Below are 22097 nucleotides of genomic sequence, written 5' to 3' on the forward strand. Positions count from 1 at the left end.
GTGATCGATATCATCATTTTGTTTTTGCTTCTAATGGGAACGCTTGTCGGTCTAAAACGCGGGTTTATTCTTCAATTTATTAAATTGATCAGCTTTGTTGTTTCTATCTTAGTGGCTTCCATGTTTTATCAGTCACTTGCACCACAGCTTACGTGGATTCCGGCACCTAATTTTAGCGGCGGTCAACCACAGCTCGCTTTCTTTAGTGGGAATCTAGAAACAGCTTATTATAATACCATTGCGTTTATCATTCTGTTTATCTTGACCAAAATCCTGCTCGCCATCATTGGCGGATTGCTCACAACCATTGCAAGTATACCTGTGATTAAACAGGTGAACAAACTGCTTGGCGGTGTTTTAGGATTTCTTGAAACCTATTTATTTGTGTTTATTCTATTGTTTGTCGCTGCATTACTACCAGTAGATGCGCTGCAAACAATGATGAGCAAATCAATGTTAGCAGATGTGATCGTAAACAACACCCCTTACCTATCCGGTCTTGTTAAAGACCTATGGTCGACGTATGGAGTTTAAAAACTTCTCCTTTCCTGGAGAAGTTTTTTCTCATTCCATGACAGAAAGTTGTAGGATGAAGGGAAAGTTTGTATATTTATATAGGAAGATGCCAAAGCGGCTGGAGGATGAGAGATGAATAAAAAAGATATTATCAAACTTCTTGAAACAATTGCAGTATATATGGAACTAAAAGGAGATAATCCGTTTAAAATTTCTGCCTTTCGTAAAGCAGCAGCGGCACTGGAACAAGACGACCGCAGCCTTTCGCAAATAGATGATCTATTAGCATTACCCGGCATTGGAAAAGGAACCTTTGCTGTGATCACAGAGTATATTGAAAAAGGACAATCAGAAACGCTTGAACAATTAAAAAAGGAAGTGCCTGAAGGACTTGTCCCGCTCTTAAAGTTGCAAGGACTTGGCGGGAAGAAGATTGCTAAGCTTTACCAAGAGCTTGGTGTCCATGATGCACAGTCGTTAAAGGAAGCATGCGAAGCGGAAAAAGTACAAGCGCTTGCAGGCTTCGGTAAAAAAACCGAAGAAAAGATTCTCGCTGCTCTTGAGGAGGCTGGAAAACAGCCAGAACGACTGCCAATTGGCTTTGCATTAGATGTGGCAGAGCGGATTGATCATGCGCTTGAACAGATGAAGGGGATTATTCGTTTTTCAAGAGCTGGCAGTTTAAGACGTGCACGGGAAACTGTCAAAGATTTAGATTATATCATCGCGACTGACAATCCTGAACAAGTCAGAGAGCAGCTCGTTGCACTTGAAGATGTCAAAGACGTCATCGCAAGCGGTGATACGAAGGTATCTGTCATTCTTGCCCTTGATTTTGAGATCAGTGTAGATTTCCGGCTTGTGACAACAGACCAATTTGCAACAACGCTGCATCATTTCACTGGCTCAAAAGATCACAATATTCGAATGCGTCAGCTGGCGAAGGAGCGCGGAGAGCGTATTAGTGAATATGGTGTGGAAACAATTGAAACTGGAGAAGTCAAAACGTTTGAAGACGAGGCCGCTTTTTATGCGCATTTTCAACTTCCGCTCATTCCACCAGAAATTCGTGAAACCGGAGCGGAGATTGATACGTATAAAGAAAGTATGCAATTTGTCGAGCTAAAAGATATTAAAGGCGACCTTCATATGCACTCGACTTGGAGTGACGGCGCATTTTCTATTCGTGAAATGGCAGAGGCATGTATTGCAAAAGGCTATGAATACATGGCGATTACAGATCACTCGCAATATTTAAAAGTAGCAAACGGTTTAACAAAAGAACGTTTACGTCTGCAAGCAAAAGAAATTGACAAGCTCAATCAAGAATTCGAGCATTTTCACATTTTCAAAGGGGTCGAAATGGATATTCTCCCGGATGGATCATTAGATTATGATGATGACTTTTTAGCAGACATGGATTTTGTGATTGCGTCTATCCATTCTAGCTTTTCTCAGCCGGAGGAAGTCATCATGGAGCGCCTTGAAAATGCCCTGCGGAATCAGCATGTAGATTTAATTGCACATCCAACAGGCCGTTTGATCGGCAGACGAGACGGCTATGCCTTAAATATAGATCAGCTCATAGAGCTTGCGAAGAAAACGGGAACTGCACTAGAACTCAACAGCAACCCGTCAAGGCTTGATTTAAAAACAGAGCATTTAATGAAAGCAAACGAAGCAGGTGTGAACATCATGATCAATACAGATGCACACAATATCGCCATGCTGGATCATATGGAAGTTGGTGTAACAGCTGCAAGAAAAGGCTGGACACCAAAAGCAAATGTCGTGAATACTTTTTCTCTAAACGAGATCAAAAAGTTTTTAACGCGTGACAGGTAGTCGTTAGGAGGCTGGACCATGCTGCAACAAAAAGTGTTAGCATCATTAGAATTTCATAAAGTAAAAGAAAAAGTCATGTCCTATACCGCATCCTCATTAGGAAAAGAAAGAGCGCAGGACTTAACGCCGCTGACGGATATCGAAACCATTCAGCATTTGCTAGAAGAGGTAGCAGAAGCACAGGATGTCATCCGCTTAAAGGGATCTGCGCCATTTGGCGGGCTGACGGATATTAGACGCGGGGTCAAACGAGCAGAAATCGGCAGTACATTAAGCCCATCTGAGCTCATGGAAATTGCAGCGCTATTATACACTGCGAAAAATATGAAGCACTTTCTCACGTCCCTGTATGAAGATGGTGTAGATATACCGCGCCTTCATACATATGCAGAGACGCTGATATTACTGCCTGAAGTCAGAAAAGAAATAGAAAGCTGTATCGGTGATAATGGAGAAGTGCTTGATCATGCAACACCGGCGCTACGAACAATACGTACGCAATTACGTTCATTAGAATCAAAAGTTCGAGATAAATTAGAATCCATGATTCGTTCACAATCTGCTTCAAAAATGCTGTCAGACACGATTGTTACCATTCGTAATGACCGGTTTGTGATTCCGGTAAAGCAGGAGTACCGTTCGAATTACGGCGGAATTGTTCACGATCAGTCATCATCTGGGGCAACCCTTTTTATCGAGCCGCAAGTGGTCGTGGATTTAAATAACACCTTGCAGCAAACCCGTTTAAAAGAAAAACAAGAGGTCGAAAAGATCCTGCAAATGCTGACAGCGAGCGTGTCAGAACACATTGAAGAACTGCTTCACAATGTAAAGGAGCTTCAAACGCTAGATTTTATTTTTGCTAAAGCCAAATATGCAAAGGCAGAAAAGGCCACAAAGCCTGCTGTGAATGATCAAGGGGAGATTTATTTAAAGCGGGCAAGACATCCTTTATTGCCTCGTGATCAGGTTGTGGCAAATGACATTGAGCTCGGCAAAGATTTTTCAACCATCGTCATTACTGGACCAAATACAGGTGGTAAGACAGTTACCTTAAAAACGCTTGGTCTTTTGACACTTATGACGCAGGCAGGCCTTCATATTCCAGTTGAAGAAGGCTCGGAAGTGGCTATATTTGACCAAGTCTTTGCTGATATTGGAGATGAACAGTCCATTGAGCAAAGCTTGAGTACGTTCTCATCTCATATGGTCAATATTGTGGATATCTTAAAGAATTTGACATCTAACTCACTCGTGTTATTTGATGAATTAGGGGCAGGAACAGACCCTGCTGAAGGTGCGGCTTTAGCCATGAGTATCTTAGATGAGGTGCATCAGACAAATGCACGCGTCATCGCAACGACTCACTATCCTGAGCTGAAGGCTTACGGATATAACCGAGAAGGTGTCACAAATGCGAGCGTGGAGTTCGACATTGAAACCTTATCACCAACGTACCGCTTGCTCATCGGTGTACCTGGACGAAGTAACGCATTTGAAATTTCTAAACGTCTTGGTTTGCCAGATCACCTCATTGACCGGGCAAAAGCGGATATGCATGCCGAACATAATGAAGTAGACCAAATGATTGCTTCATTAGAAGACAGCAAGAAACAAGCAGAAGAAGAGCTGCATGAGACAGAAGTCTATAGAAAAGAAGCAGAAAAGCTTCATAAAGAATTGCAGAGACAAATTCTTGAATGGAATGAGCAAAAGGACAAACTGCTTGAAGAAGCTGAACAAAAAGCGACAGAAAAAATTGAACAAGCCTCAAAAGAAGCAGAAGACATCATTCAAGAGCTCAGGTCGATAAAAAATGAGCATCGCTCATTCAAAGAGCATGAACTCATCGATGCGAGAAAGCGTCTTGAAGAAGCAGTGCCTGAGTTTGACCGAAAGAAAAAGCCAGAGCCGGTGAAAAAAGCAGCAAGACAGCTAAAATCAGGCGACGAAGTGAAGGTGCTCACCTTCGGGCAAAAAGGAACGCTGCTTGAACAAACAGGTGACAAAGAATGGAGTGTCCAAATGGGCATTCTGAAAATGAAAGTAAAAGAAAAAGACATGGAATTTATCAAATCAGCACCTGAATTTAAGCAGGAGAAAGCCATTACGGCAGTCAAAGGAAAAGACTATCATGTATCGCTTGAGCTTGACTTAAGAGGAGAGCGTTATGAAAATGCCTTAAGCAGAGTCGAGAAATATTTAGATGATGCTGTCTTAGCCGGTTATCCCCGTGTGTCGATCATTCACGGAAAAGGAACTGGCGCCCTTAGAAAAGGGGTTCAGGAATTACTGAAACAGCACCGAAGTGTGAAAAATGCTCGTTTTGGGGAACAAGGCGAGGGAGGATCAGGCGTCACCATCGTCGAATTAAAGTAAAAAGGAGAAAACGCATGAAAGCCTTTTGGGAAAATGAACTTGTGGAAATTGCCGCCTATTACAGCGTGGCCGTCCTATGTCTTGTCTTATTTCTAACCATTTTTGAACTCGTTACCTCCTATAAAAACTGGGAAGAGATCCAGCGTGGAAACTTAGCTGTTGCCATGGCAACAGGCGGAAAGATTTTTGGGATTGCGAATGTGTTTCAGCATTCAATCGCACAGCACAATTCCCTTCTACAAATGGTTGGGTGGGGCGTATACGGCTTTGTGATGCTGCTTGTCAGCTATTTCATTTTTGAATTTTTAACACCAAGATTTAAAGTAGATAAAGAGATTGAGAATGATAATAGAGCGGTCGGGTTTATTTCACTCATTATTTCAGTTGGGCTGTCTTACGTAGTAGCAGCCGGCATTTAAGGAGACGACATGGAAAAGCTAGCAAAAGTTTTAATCGTAGTTGCCTGTACTTTTGCGGTCATTGGTGCCGTTTACATGTTCCTGTAAAATGAAGAAGACAAAGTGAGAAAGCTGTCAGGGGTCCCTTGGCAGCTTTTATCTCACCCGAAGGCGGCGAATCACATGAAGCAAATTCTGCAAAAAGACGAACTCATAAAACGTATTGATACTTGTCTCCAAATGACATCCCTGCCAAGAGACATATATGAACCGTATATTGCACGTCCATTTCAAACGACTGGATTTTTTGATGATTTGAGCCCTTATGTTCAAATCGATCCGAGCGGCTATATTCTCATTCAATATGAACGAGGAATCCAAATGCTGCACAAAAGAACAAAAGCGGCGGATGAAGTCATTTACTGGATTTTAGAAGACACGATCTTTCTCACAGTCTACATCGACATGATGAGGCAGTATCAAGTCGACAACATCCAGACGCATTTACCTAATGACCCAAGTATCCATCAACAGATTGTGGAGAGAGTAAATGAGTCATTTTGTGCAATTGGTGGATTATATGAACAGTGGCATCATGAAGGAAAAAGAGCATCAATCGAAACAACAGCGAAGAAATAAAGATGTTATGGAACCAAGCTCTATTTGAAAAAAGCAAACTGCCTTGAGGAAAAGTTTGCTATAATAAAATAGTACGAAAGTTCAGGAAGGAGGGTTTTTATGCAGTCAGATAAACGTTGGCTTCTGCATTACCCGAATCAAATTCCCCACGAACTCACCATCCCAAATGAGACGTTACAATCTTACTTATTCAGCTCCGCAGAGGCTGCACCTGAGCATACAGCCATTCATTTTCTAGGAAAAAACATCACCTATGAACAGCTCCAGGAAGAAGCATTAAAACTAGCTGGTCATCTGATGGAAATTGGCGTGAAAAAAGGCGATAGAGTAGCAATCATGCTGCCAAACTGTCCTCAATCCGTCATTTCTTATTATGCTGTTTTAATTGCAGGCGGCATCGTTGTTCAAACGAACCCGCTTTATACGGAGAAAGAACTGGCATATCAAATGGAGGACAGCGGCTCAAAAGTGCTGATTACATTGGATTTATTGTATCCAAAGGCCTATAAAATGAAAGCGCTGACAAGTATGGAGCACTTGATCATCACAAAACTACAGGATTATTTACCATTTCCGAAAAACATTCTGTTTCCTATCGTCCAAAAAAGAAAAAATAAAATGGTCATCCAAGTAGAGGAAAGTGAGACCATTCATCACTTCTCACAAATCATGAAAGAATCGTCAGTAGACCAGATTCCGGCGCTTGCCTTTGAACCGAAAGAGGATGTCGCTGTTTTGCAATATACAGGCGGAACGACTGGTTTACCAAAAGGGGTCATGCTTACGCATGAAAATATTTTAGCGAATACTGAAATGTGCGCTTCTTGGATGTATAAAACGACAAGAGGAAAAGAACGAATCCTTGGCATCATTCCATTTTTTCATGTATACGGAATGACGACCGTATTAAACCTTGCTGTCAAAGAAGGACATTCAATGATTCTACTTCCGCGATTTGACGCAGCTGATACCCTCAAAACGATTGAAAAACAGAAACCGACGCTCTTTCCCGGTGCACCAACCATGTATATCGCCTTGCTGCATCATCCGAACATTGAAAAGTATGACCTGTCGTCCATCACCGCATGTTTAAGCGGCTCGGCGGCTCTTCCTGTTGAAGTCAAACAGAGCTTTGAGAAATTAACAGGAGGACGTTTAGTGGAGGGGTATGGTCTTTCAGAAACATCACCAGTGACCCATTCTAACTTTTTATGGGGAGCGAACAAAACAGGCAGCATTGGCTGTCCGTGGCCTGGGACAGACGCAGGCATTTATTGCGAGGAAACGGGTGGACTTAAAGAGCCGTATGAGCACGGAGAAATTATCGTCAAAGGACCGCAGATTATGAAAGGATACTGGAATCAGCCAGAGGAGACAGCAGCTGTATTAAGGGATGGATGGTTTTTCACCGGAGATATTGGGTATATGGATGAAGACGGTTTTTTCTATATCGTTGACCGGAAAAAGGATGTCATTATTGCGAGCGGTTATAATATTTACCCAAGAGAGGTCGAAGAAGCCCTTTATGAGCATGAGCTTGTACAAGAAGTTGTTGTCGCAGGTATACCAGATCCTTATAGAGGAGAAACAGTAAAAGCATTTGTTGTGCCGAAAAAGGATGCTTATTTAACAGAGGATGAACTCGATCGCTTTGTGAGAACGAGAATTGCTTCATTTAAAGTACCGCGCGTGTATGAATTTAAAGAGTCACTGCCTAAAACGGCCGTCGGAAAAATTTTGCGCAGAGTTTTAATTGAAGAAGAAAAAAGAAAGCACGCTTCATCATCTGAAACAACTGTCGATCAATTAAAGAAATAACGACCTTCATCATCCGGTCGAGCGACCGGATGATTTGAATGATGATAGTCTGCACTGGTATGATAAAGGTTGAAAAGAAAGAAGAAGATCTCTTGACAAATCACCCGTTTCTTTTTAACATAAAGTTATGAATGAATGCTCATTCAATTTAGAAAGGGACGAAGCACATTGAAGCAGAAAAGACCGAAGTACATGCAAATTATTGATGCAGCAGTTGTGGTGATTGCAGAGAATGGCTATCATCAATCACAAGTTTCAAAGATTGCGAAACAAGCAGGGGTCGCAGACGGAACCATTTATCTTTATTTCAAAAACAAAGAGGATATTCTCATCTCATTGTTCAAAGAAAAAATGGGACAATTCATCGAACGGATGGAAACAGATATCCAAAAGAAGCCGTCTGCCAAAGAAAAGCTTCTACTGTTGATTGAGGAGCATTTTCGCATGCTGGCGCAAAATCATCATTTGGCTCTTGTGACACAGCTTGAACTCAGGCAGTCAAACCTTGAGCTGCGGCAAAAAATCAATGAAGTGCTAAAAGGGTATTTAAATATGCTCGATTCAATTTTAACAGAAGGAAAGAAAACAGGAGAATTCAGACAAAATTTAGATGTTCGCTTAGCGAGACAAATGGTATTTGGGACGATTGATGAAACCGCAACAACATGGGTCATGAATGATCAAAAGTATGATCTGCCTGCACTCGCAGAAAATGTACATGATCTGCTGTTAAACGGAATACATCAATCCTAAAGACACTGTGAAAAAGGATGATTACATGGAAAAGATACTCAGCTTACATCATGAAGGACAGACAGCGCTCATCACGATTCAGAACCCACCTGCAAATGCCTTATCCTCTCAGCTGCTCACTGAGCTTAATGACATGTTCGATGAGCTCGAACAGAATGAAGAAGTAAGAGCGATTGTGATTCACGGAGAAGGAAGATTCTTCTCAGCAGGTGCTGATATTAAAGAATTTACCACTTTACAGGAAGAGTCTGATTATGCAAGCCTTGCAGATAGAGGACAGCAAGTTTTTGAACGGATTGAACAATGTCCAAAACCAGTCATTGCCTCGATTCACGGAGCAGCATTAGGCGGAGGACTTGAGCTTGCCATGTCTTGTGATATTCGAATCGCAACAAAAGATGCGAAGCTTGGACTTCCAGAACTAAACCTCGGCATTATTCCAGGATTCGGCGGCACGCAGCGCCTCCCGCGCTACGTTGGTTCTGCTAAAGCGCTTGAAATGATGGGAACAGCTGAACCGATTACAGGTGAAGAAGCATTTGCTTGTGGACTTGTTACAAAGCTGGCAGAAACAGAGGAAGAAGCGCTCGCAGTGGCCAAAACACTTGCGGGGAAATTTGCAGCGAAAAGCCCAAAATCACTTGAGTATGTGCTTGATTTATTGAACGCAACAAAATTGTATTCATATGACGGCGGAATGAAGCTGGAAGCCAAAAAGTTTGGTGAGGTTTTCCAATCAAATGACGCCAAAGAAGGCATCCAGGCCTTTATCGAAAAGCGCAAACCGAACTTTAAAGGGGAATAAGGGATAAGTACGACACAAGGGGGAGAAATAAATGAATATATTTGTTTTGATGAAGCGTACGTTTGACACGGAAGAGAAAATTTCTATACAGTCTGGTGCAATTCAAGAAGATGGAGCAGAGTTCATTATTAATCCTTATGACGAGTATGCCATTGAAGAAGCCATTCAGCTTCGCGATGAGCACGGGGGAGAAGTGACCGTTGTGACAGTTGGCGGTGAAGATGCGGAGAAACAGCTGAGAACAGCGCTTGCTATGGGCTGTGACAGGGCCGTCTTATTAAACGTGGAAGATGACTTAGAAGAGTGGGACCAATATTCAGCTTCTACCATTCTTTATCACTATTTAAAAGACAAAGAGGCTTCCTTGATCTTAGCAGGGAATGTAGCAATTGACGGCGGCTCTGGACAGGTAGCCCCGCGTCTTGCTGAATTACTCGGCTTTTCATATGTGACAACGATAACAAGCATTCAAATTGATGGCGGCTCTGCGTCGATTGAACGAGATGCAGAGGGTGATGTGGAAGTCATTTCTGCCGAGCTCCCGCTTGTCGTCACAGCTCAGCAAGGACTCAATGAGCCGCGCTATCCATCATTACCAGGCATTATGAAGGCAAAGAAAAAGCCTTTAGAAGAATTGGAACTTGATGATTTAGATCTGGACGAAGACGATGTACCATTTAAAATCAAAACAATTGAACGTTACTTACCGGAGAAAAAAGAGGGTGGCAAGGTGCTGAGCGGCGAGCTTCAGGATCAAGTCAAAGAACTGACAGATCTACTCAGAAATGAAGCGAAAGTCATCTAAACATCCACTTTACGATATCACGAGAACAAGGGGGAGCTTGAAGATGAGTAAAAAAGTTGTTGTACTTGGAGAAAGTCGTGACGGTAAATTAAGAAATGTGACATTTGAAGCCATTGCTGCCGCTCACAAAGTGGCAGATGGCGGTGAGGTCATTGGCGTGTTAATAGGGGATGACGTCAAAGGCCTAGCGGATGAACTGCTTTACTATGGAGCAGATCATGTCATGATTGTGGAGCATCCGCACCTTTCATATTATACGTCAGATGGTTTTGCGCAGGCGCTTCAAGCTATATTAGATCAGGTCGATCCAGATGCTGTGCTTTTTGGCCATACGTCTATCGGAAAAGACTTGTCGCCGAAAATAGCCGCACGTCTTCAGACTGGCTTGATTTCAGATGCGATCGATGTAAGCGTTACCGGCGAACATCTTGTTTTCACTAGACCGATTTACTCTGGAAAAGCCTTTGAAAAAGTCATTTCAACAGACCGCCTGCTTCTAGCGACCATTCGGCCAAACAACGTGGCGCCACTTGAGCGGGATGCGTCACGAGGCGGAGAAGTCACACCAGTTTCTGTCGATATTCAGAACCTTCGGACGATCGTGAAGGAAGTCATTAAAAAAACGTCAGAGGGTGTAGATTTATCGGAAGCAAAGGTCATTGTTGCTGGAGGGCGCGGGGTTAAAAGCAAGGAAGGCTTTGAACCGCTGAATGAACTTGCTGAGACGCTCGGGGCAGCAGTCGGAGCCTCGCGTGGCGCCTGTGACGCCGATTACTGTGATTATGCCCTGCAAATTGGTCAAACGGGAAAAGTCGTCACACCTGATCTTTATATTGCATGCGGGATATCAGGAGCGATTCAGCATTTAGCGGGAATGTCTAACAGTAAAGTCATTGTGGCCATCAACAAAGACCCAGAAGCAGAAATCTTCAAAATCGCCGATTACGGAATCGTCGGTGACTTGTTTGAAGTGGTACCGCTTTTGAATGAAGAGTTAAAAAAGATGAATATCCACTCGTAACGCTCATACACTCAGAATGCCTAGGTATTCTGGGTTTTTTTGTATGTAATTAAGAAGAAAAGGAGCGGTTGACAAGTGAAGGGGACAGTAAAAGTCAATGACGTGATCGGACGCATTTCTAAACACATTTATGGGCACTTTCAGGAGCATTTAGGAAGAGGGATTTATGACGGGATTTGGGTAGGAAAAGACTCAGAGATTGACCATATTGAAGGGATTCGTACCGATGTGCTGAAGGCCCTTCAAGCATTACATATTCCGGTGTTGAGGTGGCCGGGGGGCTGTTTCGCAGACGAATATCACTGGGCAAATGGTGTAGGTGATCTCAGTGAACGAAAGCCGATGGTAAATACCCATTGGGGTGGGACGGTTGAATCCAATGCATTTGGTACACATGAATTTATGGCATTGTGTGAGCTGCTTGAATGTGAGCCATACATTTGCGGCAATGTGGGAAGCGGGTCTGTTCAAGAATTAGCCGATTGGGTCGAATACATGACATTTCCAAAAGGGACACCTATGTCCGATTGGCGCATTCAAAATGGAAAACAAGAACCTTGGCAGCTGACCTATGTTGGTGTAGGCAATGAAAGCTGGGGCTGCGGCGGGAATATGACGCCTGAATACTATGCAGATTTATATAAACGCTATCAAACGTACGTAAGAGAATTTGCAGGGCAGCGTATTTATAAAATCGCCTGCGGTGCGAATTCTAATGACGTGAATTGGACGAAAGTATTGATGGAGCGGGCTGCACCGTGGATGGATGGGCTCAGCTTACATTATTACACCGTACCTGGTACATGGGAGAAGAAAGGGTCAGCGACTGAATTTGATGAGGATGAATGGTTTATCACGCTGAAAAAAGCCTATGAGATGGAACGGCTTGTCGAGGACCATGGTGAAATCATGGATCGTTATGACCCAGACAAGCGAATTGGGATGATTATTGATGAATGGGGGACATGGTATGACCCAGAGCCAGGGACAAATCCTGGGTTTTTATATCAGCAAAACACACTAAGAGATGCCCTTGTGTCCGCCCTCCATTTTCATATTTTTCATCGCCATTGCGAGCGGATTCATATGGCAAATATTGCTCAGACGGTCAATGTGTTGCAAGCGATGGTATTAACAAAGGACGAAAAGATGCTTCTGACGCCTACGTATCATGTATTTCACATGTTTCAAGTACATCAAGAGGAAGAAGCGCTTGAAGTGGAGTTCGTTTCACCGCCGTATGAACGAAAAGGTGAAAAAATTCCTCAGGTCAGTGTGTCAGCCTCACGTTCATCAGGTAAGATGCATATTAGCTACTGTCACCTGAATCCGCATGAACAAAAAGAGGTATCCCTTGCCATTGAAGGGGTTGATGCACAAACGAAAGTCATCGGACGTGTGCTGACAGCTGATCGCATGAATGCGCATAATACATTTGATGATCCTCATTCTGTTCAGCCAAAAGATTTTCAGCAAATGACTGTAAATCCCGGTGAATTAACGGTAGAGCTGCCGCCAATGTCAGTGGTCATGATAACTGTCGACCTCACTTGATTGCATATTTCGATGTTTGATGAGAAGAATGTTGGGGCATCATACATTGTAAATGAAGCGGAAAGGATGTCATGTCATATGCTTAGAACCATTCTCATGATCATCGGTGCGATTGTTGTCATTGGTGCGATTATACGGTTTGTTTTTTAATTCATTTCCTAAAAAATGATTCGTAAGCATTTCATTCGCAAGTCACATTGGTAGATGCTATACTAAAAAGCATAATTTACATTGGAGGAATGAATAATGGCAATCGTAAAAGCTACTGACGCAACATTTTCACAAGAAACTGCAGAAGGTGTTGTTCTTGCAGATTTTTGGGCACCATGGTGTGGACCTTGTAAAATGATTGCTCCAGTTCTTGAAGAACTTGATCAAGAAATGGGCGACAAAATGAAAATTGTAAAAATTGATGTAGACGATAACCAAGAAACTGCTGGTAAATACGGCGTTATGAGTATCCCAACACTTCTTGTTCTAAAAGACGGTGAAGTTGTAGAAACTTCTGTTGGTTTCAAACCAAAAGAAGCACTTGCTGAACTTGTCAACAAACATCTATAAACCGATCTATGTCCAAGCGGCATAATCATTGAAGCGGTTCTCGTAAAGACGAGAGCCGCTTTTCTTTCAACATGGTATAAAACAAATGTTCGTGATACACTAGAAGGAGTGAAAGAGGAAAACAAGGACGGATGAAAATATGAACAAACTAATCAAAGAAAAACTGTCAGTCCTGCCGGATCAACCAGGCTGTTACTTAATGAAAGATAGACAAAATACGATCATTTACGTGGGAAAGGCAAAGGTGTTAAAAAACAGGGTGCGCTCTTATTTCACTGGATCACATGACGCCAAAACGCAACGGCTTGTCAGTGAAATTGCAGACTTTGAATACATTGTCACCTCTTCTAATATCGAAGCGCTCATTTTAGAGCTGAATTTAATCAAAAAATATGACCCAAAATACAATGTCATGCTCAAGGATGACAAGACGTATCCATTTATAAAAATTACGAATGAACGCCACCCTAAGCTGATCGTCACCCGCAATGTAAAAAAGGACAAAGGGAAATATTTCGGTCCATATCCAAACGTACAAGCAGCACGAGAAACGAAAAAGCTGCTCGACCGCTTATATCCACTGAGAAAATGCGCCACTCTTCCTGACCGCGTCTGCCTTTATTATCATCTTGGGCAATGTCTTGCACCATGTGTGTATGACATTTCCGAGGAAACGAATAAGCAGCTCGTGGACGAAATCACAAGGTTTCTAAACGGAGGACATCAGCAAATCAAAAAAGAACTGACCGAAAAGATGCAGGAAGCTGCTGAAAATTTAGAGTTTGAACGTGCAAAAGAACTGAGAGACCAAATCGCTTATATCGACTCAACGATGGAAAAACAGAAAATGACGATGAGTGATTTATCAGATCGAGATGTCTTCGCCTATGCCTATGATAAAGGCTGGATGTGTGTCCAAGTTTTCTTCATCAGACAGGGGAAATTGATTGAACGTGATGTCAGCCTGTTTCCTATGTATCAGGATCCTGAAGAGGAGTTCCTCACGTTTATGGGGCAATTTTATGAAAAGAACAACCATTTTCTGCCGAAGGAAATTTTGGTGCCGGACAGTGTCGATCAAGAGATGATTGAGCAATTACTTGAGACAAACGTTCACCAGCCGAAAAAAGGAAAGAAAAAGGATTTACTTTTACTTGCCCATCAAAATGCCAAAATCGCCTTAAAAGAAAAGTTTTCGCTCATTGAGCGTGATGAAGAGCGGACAATTGGTGCGGTGAAGCAGCTTGGGGATGCACTTAATATTTATATGCCGTACAGAATTGAGGCGTTTGATAACTCCAATATTCAAGGAGCAGACCCGGTTTCTGCTATGGTCGTCTTTCAGGACGGGAAGCCATATAAAAAGGAATACCGAAAATACAAAATTAAAACCGTCTCAGGACCAGATGATTATGCATCCATGCGTGAAGTCATTAGAAGACGATATACCCGCGTGTTAAAGGATGAACTGCCGCTGCCAGATTTAATTTTAATTGACGGAGGAAAAGGACAGATCAACGCAGCCATCGATGTGCTTGAAAATGAATTGAATCTGTCTGTCCCGGTCGCAGGTCTTGTAAAAGATGAAAAACACCGGACTTCAAATCTCATGATGGGAGATACACTTGAAATTGTTGCGCTGGAGCGAAATAGCCAGGCTTTTTACTTGTTGCAGCGCATTCAAGATGAAGTGCACCGGTTCGCCATTAGCTTTCACCGGCAGCTGCGCGGAAAAAATGCATTCCAGTCTATTTTAGACGATGTACCAGGTATCGGAGAGAAGCGTAAAAAGCAGCTCCTCAAACATTTTGGCTCTGTGAAAAAGATGAAAGAAGCCTCTATCCAAGACTTTCAGGAGGCTGGCATTCCGAAACAGACGGCTGAACTTTTAATGGAAGCATTAAAAAAATAGATTGTACTTTTACCAAAAGTTTGTTAAGATGTGACTAATTTAATAAATGAACGTGTTGTTTGTTGAAGATAGAGGTGCGAACTTCAAGAGTAAGCCTTCGGAGATCGATGGGATCTAAGAAGAGGGCTGAAAGGGGAGCGTCGCCGAAGTGAATAAAATCCACTCATTTTATTCGCTGGCTGTACATTGAAGAAATGTAGGGCTGTCAAGAATTCAATTCTTGGAGGGCTATCTCATTGTTTGCATCGTTTAATGATGATTTTAAAGCAATGGGAGATTTGTCTCTCATTGCTTTTTTATTTGCAGTGAGCGGACAGTCTCCAAAGCAGCCTCTTCTCTCACACGTGAACTTTTGAAAAAGGGTGGTAGACATGGGACTAATTGTACAAAAATTTGGCGGAACTTCCGTTGGGTCAACAGAAAAAATTCGCAATGCCGCAGAGAGAGTGATCGCTGAACGCGAGGCAGGACATGATGTGGTTGTGGTTGTATCAGCGATGGGTAAATCAACAGATGTTCTAGTAGAGCTAGCGAAAGAACTTACAGACGATCCAAGCAAAAGAGAAATGGATATGCTGCTCGCAACTGGTGAACAGGTGACCATTTCATTATTAACGATGGCGCTCCAAGCAAGAGGCTATGATGCCATTTCCTTTACAGGCTGGCAGGCTGGTATGAAAACAGAGCATGTACACGGAAATGCAAGAATCGTGGACATTGATGAAGCAAGAATAAAAGAGGAATTAGGTGCGGGGAAAGTCGTTGTTGTGGCAGGCTTCCAAGGAATTGCAGATGACTTACATATCACAACACTTGGACGCGGAGGATCAGATACGACTGCTGTGGCACTGGCTGCCGCATTAAAAGCTGATAAATGTGATATTTACACAGATGTACCAGGTGTGTTTACGACAGATCCGCGTTATGTACCATCCGCGCGGAAACTTGCGGGTATTTCATACGATGAGATGCTTGAGCTGGCTAATTTAGGAGCTGGGGTCCTGCATCCAAGAGCTGTTGAATTTGCGAAAAATTATCAAGTCCCGCTAGAAGTCCGTTCTAGTATTGAAAATGAATCGGGTACGTTAATTGAGGAGGAATCATCCATGGAACAAAATTTAGTCGTCAGAGGCATTGCGTTTGAAGATCAGATTACACGAGTGACAGTGTGCGGGCTTTCAAGCGGTTTAACAACATTATCGACCATTTTTACGACGCTTGCGAAACAGAATATCAATGTTGATATCATCATTCAGTCTGTCACAAGCACCAACCAGACGTCGATCTCTTTCTCTGTGAAAACGGATGATTTGTCCAAAACAGTTGAAGTATTAGAAGAATATAAAGGGGCGCTTGGCTACGAGCAGATTGAGACAGAAAGCAAATTAGCGAAAGTATCCATTGTGGGATCTGGAATGGTCTCAAATCCAGGCGTAGCTGCTGAAATGTTTGCTGTATTAGCGCAAAAAGACATTCAAGTGAAAATGGTCAGTACGTCTGAAATCAAAGTCTCAACAGTAGTCGGCCGTGATGATATGGTCAAAGCGGTTGAAGCGCTGCATGATGCGTTTGATTTATCAAAGGTGAGCGCAGCTGCTCACTCTTAAAAAGGTAAAGAGGTGATCTCATGAAAGTGGGACGCCTCTTTTTTCTATATGGAATTGGCTGAAACGAGCGTAAACCCATTCATTAAGTATGCTATGATAGATGAAGACATATAAAAAGGCGTGACCTGAAGTCCGCGCCTTTTATCAAGAGTATTAGCTAGGGTCTCTTAAATCCCATTTAACGGTTAAAATGACTTTCTCAGCACGCTTTTTCACTTGTTCATAGGATTCAGCTACGTGCTCATTAAGAAGCTGAATTTGTTCAGCAATAAAACCGGCTTCCATCTGAAAGCATGGCTCCTTTTGATAGGTGAGTCGATTTGATACTAGTGGACCTTCGAGCTCAAACTCAATTTCCTGTTTTTTCGAATGGACCATCGTGAGAGTCCCCCATCCGGCAGCATGGAAAAATTCGGGGATCTTTTCCCATGACTCTTGAGGAAATTTACGAGCAAGCAGTTTACCCGCAAAATACATCATAGATGAATGGTCCTGACCAAGAATATCAGGCAGCAGAACTTCGCGTATCAGCTCGTAGGCAAATCCATTGACTTCAATTTCTTTTAGCTGTTCTAAGTTAGATTCGAATTTATTCATTGTACGGCTCCCCTCTTTCAACAATTTATTATAGCTTATGTGGGCATATGATGACAGAGTTTTCCCTGAAGTCTAAGAAATTCTTATTGTAGTAAAACGAATTTTGATTTAAAACTTTTAAATTTCGGAAAATTTTAATTTATGTACGCGGTTTCTTGACGCTTTTTTGACATAGGAGTAAAATGAAATTGTCAATAAATTTGAATAAAGTGCTTACAATTGAAAGAAGCGGGGGTAAGACAATTTTCAAGCAATTGCACTTTTTTTACTAGGGGGTAAAGTAATGTCGGGGAACAAAGAATTTTTTTATCGGAGATTGCATTCTTTGCTTGGCGTCATTCCGGTCGGTCTATTTTTAGTACAGCACTTAGTGATTAACCACTTTGCGACGGATGGACCAGAGGCGTTTAACAAAGCTGCACACTTTATGGAACAGCTGCCATTCAGGTACGCACTTGAGCTGTTCGTGATTTTCTTACCACTGATCTATCATGCTGTTTATGGGGTGTACATAGCCTTTACGGCACAAAACAACACGTCTCGCTTCAGTTACTTAAGAAACTGGCTGTTCAGACTGCAAAGGGTTTCAGGTATCATCACTTTGATTTTTATCACTTGGCACGTATGGGAAACACGCATTCAAGCTCAGCTTGGAGCTGAAGTCAACTATGACATGATGGCGAATATTTTAAGCTCTCCATTTATGCTTTGCTTCTATATTGTCGGCGTTTTATCTACTATTTTCCACTTTGCTAATGGCTTGTGGTCATTTGCTGTCAGCTGGGGAATTACGGTTTCACCACGCTCACAAAGAATCTCCACATTTGTGACATTAGGTATATTTATAGCGCTTTCATATGTAGGGCTAAGAGCAATTTTCGCTTTTGTTTAAGAGGAAATAGATTAGTAGAAGAGGGAGAGGGGCTACAATGAGTAATTCTAGCATCATCGTTGTCGGAGGCGGCTTAGCTGGTCTCATGGCAACTATTAAAGCAGCAGAAGCGGGAACAGCTGTTCAACTATTTTCAATCGTACCAGTGAAACGTTCGCATTCTGTATGTGCACAGGGCGGAATCAACGGAGCGGTTAATACAAAAGGTGAAGGGGATTCACCTTATGAGCATTTTGATGACACGGTATACGGCGGAGATTTCTTAGCCAACCAGCCGCCAGTAAAGGCAATGTGTGAAGCAGCGCCGTCCATTATCCACTTACTTGATCGCATGGGTGTTATGTTTAATAGAACACCAGAGGGATTATTGGACTTCCGCCGCTTCGGGGGAACACAGCACCACCGTACAGCGTTTGCTGGAGCTACAACAGGCCAGCAGCTATTATACGCACTGGATGAGCAGGTTCGCCGCTATGAAGTAGCAGGGCTTGTCACGAAATATGAAGGCTGGGAATTCCTTGGCGCTGTTTTAGATGACGAGGAAGTATGCCGAGGGATTGTCGCGCAGAACTTGACGACAATGGAAATTGAATCCTTCCGTTCAGATGCAGTCATCATGGCAACAGGCGGCCCTGGAATCGTGTTCGGTAAATCAACGAACTCTATGATTAACACTGGATCTGCTGCATCCATCGTCTATCAGCAAGGTGCGCATTATGCAAATGGAGAATTCATTCAAATTCACCCAACAGCGATTCCAGGAGATGACAAGCTTCGTCTCATGAGTGAATCAGCTCGTGGTGAGGGCGGACGAGTTTGGACATATAAAGACGGGAAGCCTTGGTACTTCCTTGAAGAAAAATACCCAGCATACGGGAACCTTGTACCGCGTGACATCGCAACGCGTGAAATCTTTGACGTATGTGTCGAGCAAAAGCTTGGCATCAACGGAGAGAACATGGTATATCTCGATCTTTCTCATAAAGATCCAAAAGAGCTTGATATTAAGCTTGGCGGAATCATTGAAATCTATGAAAAATTCATGGGTGATGACCCGCGTAAGCTGCCGATGAAAATCTTCCCAGCTGTTCATTACTCAATGGGCGGATTATGGGTCGATTATGATCAAATGACGAATATCAAAGGTCTATTCGCTGCCGGAGAATGTGATTACTCGATGCACGGCGGAAACAGACTTGGTGCAAACTCACTTCTTTCTGCGATTTACGGCGGAATGGTCGCTGGACCAAATGCAGTGAAGTACATTAGCGGTCTTGAGAAATCTGCGGAAGACCTATCTTCTGCAACATTTGACAGCGCCGTGAAGAAAGAGCAGGAGAAATGGGATAACATTCTCAGCATGGACGGAACAGAAAATGCATACGTGCTTCATAAAGAGCTTGGAGAATGGATGACGGATAACGTTACAGTGGTTCGTTACAATGACAAACTCTTAAAAACAGATCAGAAGATCGAAGAACTAATGGAGCGCTACAAGAAAATCAACATCAACGATACCGCATCATGGAGCAACCAAGGCGCTGCCTTCACGCGTCAGCTTGACAACATGCTTCAGCTGGCAAGAGTCATTACGATCGGGGCATATAACCGGAATGAAAGCCGAGGCGCACACTATAAACCGGAATTCCCAGAAAGAAACGATGAAGAATTCCTTAAAACAACGATGGCTACGTTCAAAGGGAAAAATCAAAAGCCTGCATTCCACTATGAGGACGTCGATGTATCGTTAATTGCACCTCGTAAACGAGATTACTCGAAGAAAAAGGTGGAGAAATAAGATGAGTGAAAAAAACACAATTCATTTCATAATCACACGTCAAGATACAGCAGATGGAAAGTCTTATGATGAGGAATTCGAAATCCCTTACCGTCCGAATATGAACGTCATTTCTGCACTCATGGAAATTAGACGTAACCCGGTCAATAAACAAGGTGAAAAAACCACGGCGATCAACTGGGATATGAACTGTCTTGAAGAGGTGTGCGGAGCTTGTTCTATGGTCATTAATGGCACACCGCGCCAGTCATGTACAGCACTAATTGATCAGTTAGATCAGCCGATTCGTCTCCAGCCGATGAAGACATTCCCGGTCGTGAGAGACTTGCAGGTTGATAGAAGCCGTATGTTCAACTCCTTGAAAAAAGTAAAAGCATGGGTGCCGATCGATGGCACATATGATCTTGGACCTGGACCAAGAATGCCTGAGAAAAAACGTCAATGGGCGTATGAGCTTTCAAAATGCATGACATGTGGTGTCTGCCTTGAAGCTTGTCCAAACGTGAATGATAAGTCTTCCTTTATGGGCCCTGCACCGCTTTCGCAAGTACGTCTATTTAACGCACATCCGACAGGTGCGATGAATAAGTCAGACCGTCTAGAAGAAATTATGGGTGACGGCGGTCTTGCGAACTGCGGGAACTCTCAAAACTGTGTGCAGGCGTGTCCGAAAGGAATCCCGCTGACAACATCAATTGCAGCACTTAACCGAGATACAACATTACAAGCTTTCCGTAACTTCTTCGGAAGCGATCACGCAGAATAACAGCACATTCAGTCCTCTTTGCCAATCATGATGAGTGTTTACAAGAGGCTGGGTGGAACACAGAGTAAACGCCTCTTCCAATATGGGAGAGGCGTTTATTGATGAATAAGGAGATGATAAAGTGAGACTTCCGTCATATATTGAGGAACCGTTTGAAGAGTGGAGGGCATCCTTTCGATTTTATGTCGAAACGACTGTCCGTTTTTCAGAAACGGATATGTTCGGCCATATGAACAATGTCACCCCATTTGTGTATTTTGAAGAAGCACGGATTGCCTTTTTTCAAAAAACAGGAATTGTGGATAAACGAATGAAACGTGTGAAAGAGACGATTACAGTCGTGGCAAACCTGCAATGTGATTACATCAAACAGGTGGAGATAGGGGAGCGGCTTCGTGTGTATGTAAAGCCGGAAAAAGTCGGGTCAAGCTCACTTATTCTTCATTATTTAGGAGAAAACGAGCAGCAGGAACCATGCTTTACAGGTTCAGTCACCATGGTCCAAATTAATAAAGAAACAGGTGCTCCTGTTCCATTTACAGAGGAAGAAAAAGAGACATTTCAAGCTCAGCGAAATGGGTAGTATGCAGGCCTCGTCAACGTGTAAGCTTCATTTTGTTATAATAAAAAGACCATATCAAGAAGAAACAAAAGGAGAACACATGAAGATTTTTCAATATGACACCATCGATAGTACAAATAATGAAGCGAAAAGGCTCATTCAGCAAGGAGAAAAACCTTCATTTGCTGTCTATGCACATCAGCAGACAGCAGGAAGAGGCAGGCTGGGCAGGCCGTGGGAAACGCCTGCAGGAAATGTCGCTGTGACCATGACAGTTTTGCCGCCAGTAGAACTCTCCACCCAGTCAACGATTGCTCCGCTGACCGCACTAGCGATCTACGATGTACTTAAATCTCTCATAAGGGCTGAGGATCAGCTGGCGATTAAATGGCCAAACGATATTCTCATCAATGAAGCAAAGGTATCAGGCACATTGATTGAAGCGGACCGTACCGCTATTTATATCGGAGTTGGCATTAATGTGAAGACAAAGCCGGAGCATGTTCCGTACAAAACCATTTGCCTATCAGAGCTTACAGAGGTGAATGCCGATCAGCTTGTGAAGGAACTTGCAGCCGCTTTTGAAAAATATCATACACGCTGGAAGAACGAAGGGTTTGAAGCACTCACTGCCCTTTACAACAAACGGTTATATCGTCTTCATAAACCGCTGCGGATTTCGTTAGACCGTGAAAAACAAACATGGGAAGAGGGCATTTGCTGCGGGGTCAACCGTTACGGTCATCTCCAGCTAAAAGATGAAAAAGGGCAGATAAAAGCTCATTCTGCCGGAGATATAGATGCACCGCTACAGCATTAAAAAAAGCAGACGAGGTTCTCGTCTGCTCAGCGTGTAGACAAACCCTCGC

20 protein-coding genes and 1 riboswitch are annotated in these 22097 nt (G+C 43.0%); of the genes, 19 read left to right on the forward strand and 1 reads right to left on the reverse strand.

What is annotated here, in order from left to right:
• The 14 genes from V6Z54_RS13300 (at position 1) to V6Z54_RS13365 (ending at position 16613) form a co-directional block, all read left to right on the forward strand.
• Entirely contained in the window at positions 1 to 534 is a 534-nt protein-coding gene (locus tag V6Z54_RS13300) for a CvpA family protein (RefSeq protein WP_024423226.1), read from the forward strand.
• A 114-nt stretch (positions 535 to 648) separates the two neighbouring features.
• Positions 649 to 2361, forward strand: a complete 1713-nt coding sequence (gene polX, locus V6Z54_RS13305; RefSeq protein ID WP_073978756.1) for a DNA polymerase/3'-5' exonuclease PolX — start codon at positions 649 to 651, stop codon at positions 2359 to 2361.
• A 21-nt stretch (positions 2362 to 2382) separates the two neighbouring features.
• Positions 2383 to 4740: an endonuclease MutS2 gene (locus V6Z54_RS13310; RefSeq protein ID WP_305960901.1), complete on the forward strand. Its 2358-nt coding sequence runs from the start codon at positions 2383 to 2385 to the stop codon at positions 4738 to 4740.
• Between the two features lie 14 nt (positions 4741 to 4754).
• Positions 4755 to 5159 carry a DUF350 domain-containing protein gene (locus V6Z54_RS13315; protein ID WP_007501637.1) on the forward strand — a complete coding sequence of 135 codons (405 nt, stop codon included), beginning with the start codon at positions 4755 to 4757 and terminating at the stop codon, positions 5157 to 5159.
• Between the two features lie 162 nt (positions 5160 to 5321).
• Entirely contained in the window at positions 5322 to 5777 is a 456-nt protein-coding gene (locus V6Z54_RS13320) for an immunity 63 family protein (RefSeq protein WP_041086876.1), read from the forward strand.
• 99 nt (positions 5778 to 5876) lie between these two features.
• The gene (locus V6Z54_RS13325) at positions 5877 to 7595 is read left to right on the forward strand and encodes an AMP-binding protein (RefSeq protein ID WP_073978757.1); all 1719 of its coding nucleotides are present in this window, start codon (positions 5877 to 5879) and stop codon (positions 7593 to 7595) included.
• A 168-nt stretch (positions 7596 to 7763) separates the two neighbouring features.
• Positions 7764 to 8348, forward strand: a complete 585-nt coding sequence (locus V6Z54_RS13330; RefSeq protein WP_060697564.1) for a TetR/AcrR family transcriptional regulator — start codon at positions 7764 to 7766, stop codon at positions 8346 to 8348.
• A 25-nt stretch (positions 8349 to 8373) separates the two neighbouring features.
• Positions 8374 to 9153 (forward strand): enoyl-CoA hydratase, encoded by a 780-nt coding sequence (locus tag V6Z54_RS13335; RefSeq protein WP_041086537.1) that lies wholly within the window; start codon positions 8374 to 8376, stop codon positions 9151 to 9153.
• Positions 9154 to 9184: 31 nt separating this feature from the next.
• Positions 9185 to 9958: an electron transfer flavoprotein subunit beta/FixA family protein gene (locus V6Z54_RS13340; RefSeq protein ID WP_073978758.1), complete on the forward strand. Its 774-nt coding sequence runs from the start codon at positions 9185 to 9187 to the stop codon at positions 9956 to 9958.
• Between the two features lie 43 nt (positions 9959 to 10001).
• On the forward strand, positions 10002 to 10979 hold the full coding sequence (locus V6Z54_RS13345; RefSeq protein WP_024427172.1) for an electron transfer flavoprotein subunit alpha/FixB family protein: 978 nt from the start codon (positions 10002 to 10004) through the stop codon (positions 10977 to 10979).
• Between the two features lie 75 nt (positions 10980 to 11054).
• Positions 11055 to 12533, forward strand: a complete 1479-nt coding sequence (locus V6Z54_RS13350) for an alpha-N-arabinofuranosidase (protein WP_073978760.1) — start codon at positions 11055 to 11057, stop codon at positions 12531 to 12533.
• 246 nt (positions 12534 to 12779) lie between these two features.
• Positions 12780 to 13094 (forward strand): thioredoxin, encoded by a 315-nt coding sequence (trxA, locus tag V6Z54_RS13355; protein WP_007501629.1) that lies wholly within the window; start codon positions 12780 to 12782, stop codon positions 13092 to 13094.
• A gap of 139 nt (positions 13095 to 13233) precedes the next feature.
• Positions 13234 to 15006, forward strand: coding sequence for an excinuclease ABC subunit UvrC (gene uvrC, locus V6Z54_RS13360; protein ID WP_041086528.1), 1773 nt, complete (start codon positions 13234 to 13236; stop codon positions 15004 to 15006).
• Between the two features lie 61 nt (positions 15007 to 15067).
• A riboswitch (Lysine riboswitch) is annotated at positions 15068 to 15245 on the forward strand.
• Positions 15246 to 15377: 132 nt separating this feature from the next.
• Complete coding sequence (locus tag V6Z54_RS13365; protein WP_041086526.1) at positions 15378 to 16613, forward strand: aspartate kinase; 1236 nt, start codon at positions 15378 to 15380, stop codon at positions 16611 to 16613.
• Between the two features lie 153 nt (positions 16614 to 16766).
• Here V6Z54_RS13365 and V6Z54_RS13370 read toward each other — a convergent pair whose 3' ends face one another.
• Positions 16767 to 17210: a YslB family protein gene (locus V6Z54_RS13370; protein WP_041086524.1), complete on the reverse strand. Its 444-nt coding sequence runs from the start codon at positions 17208 to 17210 to the stop codon at positions 16767 to 16769.
• A gap of 283 nt (positions 17211 to 17493) precedes the next feature.
• Here V6Z54_RS13370 and V6Z54_RS13375 point away from each other — a divergent pair, with 283 nt between their 5' ends.
• The 5 genes from V6Z54_RS13375 (at position 17494) to V6Z54_RS13395 (ending at position 22048) form a co-directional block, all read left to right on the forward strand.
• Complete coding sequence (locus V6Z54_RS13375) at positions 17494 to 18102, forward strand: succinate dehydrogenase cytochrome b558 subunit (RefSeq protein WP_269103197.1); 609 nt, start codon at positions 17494 to 17496, stop codon at positions 18100 to 18102.
• A 37-nt stretch (positions 18103 to 18139) separates the two neighbouring features.
• Positions 18140 to 19900, forward strand: coding sequence for a succinate dehydrogenase flavoprotein subunit (sdhA, locus tag V6Z54_RS13380; RefSeq protein WP_048239041.1), 1761 nt, complete (start codon positions 18140 to 18142; stop codon positions 19898 to 19900).
• Between the two features lies 1 nt (position 19901).
• Positions 19902 to 20666, forward strand: coding sequence for a succinate dehydrogenase iron-sulfur subunit (gene sdhB / locus V6Z54_RS13385; RefSeq protein ID WP_111292405.1), 765 nt, complete (start codon positions 19902 to 19904; stop codon positions 20664 to 20666).
• Between the two features lie 121 nt (positions 20667 to 20787).
• Complete coding sequence (locus V6Z54_RS13390; RefSeq protein ID WP_039180479.1) at positions 20788 to 21249, forward strand: thioesterase family protein; 462 nt, start codon at positions 20788 to 20790, stop codon at positions 21247 to 21249.
• Between the two features lie 79 nt (positions 21250 to 21328).
• Complete coding sequence (locus V6Z54_RS13395) at positions 21329 to 22048, forward strand: biotin--[acetyl-CoA-carboxylase] ligase (RefSeq protein WP_338527412.1); 720 nt, start codon at positions 21329 to 21331, stop codon at positions 22046 to 22048.
• Positions 22049 to 22097 lie beyond the last annotated feature (49 nt).

This window comes from Bacillus sp. MAG717A, from assembly GCF_036884855.1.
Lineage (GTDB): Bacteria > Bacillota > Bacilli > Bacillales > Bacillaceae > Bacillus > Bacillus safensis.